This window comes from Caulobacter sp. P1_B12_2, from assembly GCF_056406675.1.
This window is the reverse complement of record NZ_JBFTZS010000329.1, coordinates 1-5,379: the sequence shown is the minus strand read 5'-3', so window position 1 is coordinate 5,379 and position 5,379 is coordinate 1. Positions and strand designations below refer to the sequence as shown.

Sequence of the window (5,379 nt, the reverse complement as noted above, 5' to 3'; positions counted from 1 at the left end):
CCGCTGCCAGAGTCGTCAGAGTCTTCCCGAAGATCACTTGTCGCGGCCGCTACGGCTTCCGGCCAGCAGCAGGCCAAGCAGAACGCCGACGCCGAGGCCGGCCAGGGTGGCGGTGATCGGCCGCTCGCGGACGCGCTCGCTGACATAGCGGCTGGCTTCGTCGACCGACTGGCCGGCGGTGTCGGTATAGGTGCGGCTTTGGGCGCGCAGGGTTTCGAGGCCCTGGGTCAGGGACGCCTCGATCCGCTTGGCGGCGTCGGACAGGTTGGCCTTGGCCGAGGCGGCGGCGTCGCCGAGGTTGGCGCGGGCGGCGCTGGCCGCTTCGCCGAAGCTGCGCTCGGCGTGATCCAGGGCGGCGCCGGCGCTCGACGAGGCCTTGTTGGCTTCGTTGATGGCGGGGTTCAGGCTGTTGTCGGGCATGAGAATCTCCGGTTCGCGGCTCGGGCTTGTGGGGGGCGGACAGCTGCGAAGCTGCGCCCGCACAACGCAAACCCGAGGCCACGAGTTCCATTGTAGCCTCAAGGCTGGAGCTTCACCACAGGCGATCTCATGGGGATCTGGGGACGTCGCCTTTATCGATCTCGCGCCACGCGCGAACCCGGTCTATGGTCGAATCATGGACGATGCGGGCGGAACGCTGGCGGAGGATCACGAGGCGCGCCGGCTGCGCGCCCTTGACGCCCTTCGCGTTTTCGACGGCGACCCGGCCGACCCCCGGTTCGATCGGATCGTCCRCCTGGCCTCACGTCTGTTCGGCGCTCCCAAGGCCGCGATCCGGCTGATCGGCAAGGATCGCGTCTGGCTGAAGGCCAAGGTCGGTTTCGACCATCTGGAGGAGCCCCGCCCCGCCGGCGTTGCCGACCGCCTGCGCGAGAGCGGCGTGGTTGCGCATCCCGACCTCGCCGGCGCCCCCGACCAGATCCTGCGTCCCTGGTGCGCCGACAGCCGCTTCTTCGCCTGCGCCCCGCTGAAGACCGCGTCGGGCGAGATCGTCGGCCTGCTGACCGTCGAGGACCCCGCGCCCCGCGAGGCCGTCGACACCGGGCTGGCCGACGCCCTGGCCGACCTCGCCGCCCTGGCGATGGAAGAGCTGCTGCACGACGCCGAGACGGCCCGCAACGTCGCCGAGCGGCTGCTGGACAGCGAGCGGATCGCCCTGGCCCTGCACGCCGCCAATCTGGGCGAGTTCGTGTGGGACATCGCGGCCGACACCGTGCGGGTCAGCGACCGCATGTCGAGGATCACCGAGATCCCCGAGGGCGTCGCCCCGGCCCGCGGCGGCGAGGAGCTCTATTCCATCATCAGGCCCGAGGATCGCGACTGGATCCGCGCCGACGTGGACGAGCAGCTCAGGACCAAGGGACGCTACGAGATCGAGTTCCAGCGGGTGTCGTCGGATCCGAGCCGCGTGGTCTGGAACCGGGTGGCCGGCCTGCTGGTGATGGATGCCGACGGCAAGCCGCTGCGGTTGATCGGCGTGGTCCAGGACGTCACCGCTCGCCGCGACGCCGACGATCAGCGCGAAAACCTGCTGACCGAGCTGGACCACCGCATCAAGAACATCCTGGCCGCCGTGCAGTCGGTGGCCGGCCAGTCGGCCCGCAAGGCCTCCTCGCTGGACGGTTTCCTGAAAGCCTTCAACGGTCGGCTGAAGTCGATGAGTTCGGCCCACGACCTGCTCAGCGCGGCGCGCTGGCGCGGGGCCACATTGGCGCGGATCGCGGCGGCCGAACTGGGGGGCCTTGCTCCCAACCAGACCCGTTGGGACGGGCCGGAGCTGTTCCTGACCCCCCGGGCGGCGGCGGCCCTGTCGCTGACCCTGCACGAACTGGCCGTTAACGCCGTGAAGTACGGATCACTGTCGGTCGAGAGCGGCCGGGTCGAGGTGGTCTGGCGCGTGGCCCCCAACGGCGGCTTCAATCTCGAATGGCTGGAGACCGGCGGGCCGATGACCTCGCCGCCGGACAAGCGCGGCTTTGGCATGACCCTGATCGAGGACGTGGTCGGTCGCGAGCTGGGCGGGCGGGCGACGGTCGAATACAAGCGCAGCGGCGTCACGGCGATGATCCACGCCGCCGCCGACGCCCTGGTCGAAGAGCCCGAACCCGAGCCCGTCGCGGCGCCGGACGCCCGCATCATCGAGACCGTGGGCGGCGGCGACGACAGCTTCCGGTCGGGCGACATCGCGGGCTTGAAGGTGCTGATCGTCGAGGATTCGCTGCTGCTGGCCATGGAGCTGGAAGCCGGGCTGGAAGATTCCGGCGTCGAGGTGGTCGGCTGCGCGGCCGAGCTGTCCGAGGCGCTGCAGATGCTGGAGCTTACGTTCGACGCCGCGGTGCTGGACGCCGATTTGAACGGCCAGTCCGTGGCGCCGGTCGCCGAGATCCTGCGCCGCGAGGGTCGGCCCTTCGTGTTCGCCACCGGCTACGCCGACAAGGCCGCTCCGATGGGCTTCGACGCCCCGATCGTCAGGAAGCCCTACAACGTCCACCAGATCGCCCGAGCGCTGGCGTCGGTGACGGGGCGGTAGGGCGACCTTTCGGCAAGGCTGGCGCGGCGAACACTTGCCCCCTGCGGATCGCTTCGCGATCGTCTTCCTCCACCAGGGGGAAGAGGCTCCGCCGCCGGCGCGGCGTCATCCTTCGCCCCCTGGGGGCGGACAGACCGCGAAGCTGTCAGGTGGGGGCAAGTGGGTGAGCCTCAGTCCGGCAGCCCCTCAAACACCTCCAGCCCCTCCGGGATCACCGCCCAGTCCGGCCGCCCCTTGACGAAGATCGCCACGGTCGGCCGGAAGGCCGTCGGATCGTCCAGTGAGCCGGCATAGATCGTATGGGAGTCGGTCTCGCCCACCGGCCCGCCGAACACCAGGCTGGCGCACTGCGGGCAGCTGTTGCGCACCGCGTCGCTCCCCCGCGCCGACACACAGGTGAAGGTCCGGGTCGGGGCGCTGAAGGTCAGGTCGGCGGCGGCGAAGGCCATGAACGGGATGAAGCCCGACCCCGAGGCCTTGCGGCAGTCGGCGCAGTAGCAGTGGCCCATGTACAGCGGCCGGCCCCGCGCCTCGTAGCGCAGGGCTCCGCACAGGCATCCGCCGGCGTAGAGCGGCGCGGTCATTCTAGATCACGCCCTTGGCGCGCAGGCCGGCGATCGCTTCCGCCGACAGCCCGGCCACCGCGCTCAACACCGCGTCGGTGTGCTCGCCCAGGGCCGGCCCCGGCCATCGGACGCCGCCGGGGGTGTCGGACAGCTTGGGAAAGGCGTTCTGCATCTTCACCGTGCCGAACACCGGATGGGCGACCTCGACGATTGACTCGCGGGCCGCGAACTGTGGATCCTTCAGCATGTCGGGCGCGCGATAGACCCGGCCGACGGCCAGGCCGGCGTCCTCCAGCAGCGGCAGCAGGGTCTCGATGTCGTGCTCGACGGTCCACCCGCCGATGGTGGCGTCCAGCTGCAACTGATTGACGCCCCGCGCGGCGTGATCGCGATAGCGCTCGTCGGTCGCCAGTTCGGGCCGGCCCATCGCCTCGCACAGACGCTTGAACAGGGTGTCCTGGTTGGCGCCGATCAGGATCAGCTCGCCGCTGCGGGTGGGATAGACATTGGACGGGGCGATTCCGGGCAGGATCGCCCCGGACCGTTCGCGCACATAGCCCGACAGGTCGTATTCGGTGATCAGGTTCTCCATCACCGTCAGCACGCTCTCATAGATCGCCGCGTCGACCACCTGGCCCTTGCCGGTGCGCTGGCGAGCGTGCAGGGCCATCATCACGCCCAAGGCGGCGTTGAGGCCGGCCAGGCTGTCGCCGATCGAGATCCCGGCCCGGGCCGGCGGCCGATCGGGCTCGCCGGTGATGTGGCGCAAGCCCCCCATGGCCTCGCCGATCAGGGCGTAGCCGGCGCGGTGCGAATAGGGGCCGGTCTGACCGAAGCCCGAGACCCGGGCCATCACCAGGCCGGGATTGGTCCGGGCCAGGTCGTCATAGCCCATGCCCCACTTTTCCAGCGTACCGGGGCGGAAGTTCTCGACCACCACGTCGGCCTTGGCGATCAGGGCGCGGGCGATGTCGCGGCCCTCCGGCGCACGCAGATCCAGCGTCACCGAGGTCTTGTTGCGGCCGATCACCGGCCACCAGGGCGAGTGGCCCTTGGGCTTGGTGCGGCCCCACTGGCGCATCGGATCGCSGGCCCCTGGGTCCTCCAGCTTGATCACCTCGGCGCCGAAATCGCCCAGCACCTGGCCGCAGAACGGTCCCGCGATCAGCGAGCCCATCTCGATGACCCGCAGGCCGTTCAACGGAGTCTCCGCCATGCGTTTTCTCTCCCCACCTCACGGAACCATCACGGGCGCGTGAGGTTGATTAGGCCTCATAGGCGCAGCGCAGCGCCGAACGATCAACGTTCTAGAAAAACGCGCAGGGAAAGAAAGCCATGACCCGTAAGCTTCTCATCGTCGGCGCCGCCATCGCCGCCCTCAGCGTCGCCGCCTGCGGCCCGAAAGCCGACGAGACCAAGGGCGCCGCCACCCCGGCCGAACAGGCCGCGACCCCGGACGCCAACCCGTCGGCCACCGTCCCGACCCCGTCGGACGAAACCAAGGCCGCCACCTTCGTCGAGAAGGCCGCCGCCACCGACATGTACGAGATCGAAGCGGCCAAGGTCGCGGCCAAGCGCTCGACCAACGCCGAGGTGAAGAAGTTCGCCGCGATGATGGAAAAGGCCCACACCAAGACCACCGAGGACCTGAAGGCCGCCATCGCCGCCTCGGGCGCCACGATAACCCCGCCGACCGCCCTGCCCGCCGACCTGCAGGACAAGCTGGACGACCTGAACAAGGCCAGCAACGAGGACTTCGACAAGACCTACGCCGACGACCAGGTCGATGTTCACCAGGCGGCCCTGAACCTGATGCAGCGCTACGCCCAGGACGGCGACACCGCCGCCATCAAGGCCTTCGCCGCCGCCACGGCCCCGGCCGTGCAGGAACACCTGAACGAAGCCGAAGGCCTGAAGAAGGGCTTCGTGCACTAACCAAGACCGGATTGGAGCGCGCCTCGGCGCGCTCCGTCTCTCTCAAGGAATCGCGTAGGCGACCGTCGCCTTGGCGGCGGCTCGCTCGCGCGATTCCGACCAGATCAGCACGTCGACCGTCGCGATCCGCCGGCCCAGCTTGAGCAGGGCCCCCTCGGCATAGAGATCGCCCGGYTTGGCGCCGCGCAGGAAGTGGATGGTCAGGGACGTGGTCACCGCCATCGCCACCTCGCCGATATGGGCCAGGATCACGGCGTAGGCCGCCGAATCGGCTATCGCCATCTGGGTCGGCCCGGAGATCAGTCCGCCCGGCCGCAGCGCCCGGCTGGCGAAGGCCTGGCGCAGCAG

Annotated in this window: 6 protein-coding genes; 2 read left to right on the top strand and 4 right to left on the bottom strand. The window is 69.8% G+C overall.

The genetic code is table 11. The features are described from left to right. Nucleotides 1–33 precede the first annotated feature (33 nt). Nucleotides 34–420 (bottom strand): hypothetical protein, encoded by a 387-nt coding sequence (locus tag AC1DZ6_RS18220; protein WP_477098555.1) that lies wholly within the window; start codon nucleotides 418–420, stop codon nucleotides 34–36. 196 nt (nucleotides 421–616) lie between these two features. Between AC1DZ6_RS18220 and AC1DZ6_RS18215 the strand changes: the two genes are divergently transcribed. After that, a complete protein-coding gene (locus tag AC1DZ6_RS18215) occupies nucleotides 617–2,530 on the top strand; it encodes an HWE histidine kinase domain-containing protein (protein ID WP_477098554.1) in 1,914 nt (637 codons plus the stop codon). Nucleotides 2,531–2,700: 170 nt separating this feature from the next. Here the strand turns inward: AC1DZ6_RS18215 and AC1DZ6_RS18210 are convergent, their stop codons facing one another. Both AC1DZ6_RS18210 and AC1DZ6_RS18205 read right to left on the bottom strand, forming a co-directional pair. Continuing rightward, on the bottom strand, nucleotides 2,701–3,114 hold the full coding sequence (locus AC1DZ6_RS18210; protein WP_477098553.1) for a GFA family protein: 414 nt from the start codon (nucleotides 3,112–3,114) through the stop codon (nucleotides 2,701–2,703). Between the two features lies 1 nt (nucleotide 3,115). Beyond that, nucleotides 3,116–4,312: a CaiB/BaiF CoA transferase family protein gene (locus AC1DZ6_RS18205; protein ID WP_477098552.1), complete on the bottom strand. Its 1,197-nt coding sequence runs from the start codon at nucleotides 4,310–4,312 to the stop codon at nucleotides 3,116–3,118. Nucleotides 4,313–4,431: 119 nt separating this feature from the next. Here AC1DZ6_RS18205 and AC1DZ6_RS18200 point away from each other — a divergent pair, with 119 nt between their 5' ends. Beyond that, nucleotides 4,432–5,031 carry a DUF4142 domain-containing protein gene (locus AC1DZ6_RS18200; RefSeq protein WP_477098551.1) on the top strand — a complete coding sequence of 200 codons (600 nt, stop codon included), beginning with the start codon at nucleotides 4,432–4,434 and terminating at the stop codon, nucleotides 5,029–5,031. 42 nt (nucleotides 5,032–5,073) lie between these two features. On the opposite strand, the gene AC1DZ6_RS18195 is transcribed toward AC1DZ6_RS18200, so the two are convergent. Beyond that, the coding region (locus AC1DZ6_RS18195; protein ID WP_477098550.1) for a PaaI family thioesterase at nucleotides 5,074–5,379 on the bottom strand (306 nt) is incomplete at its 5' end.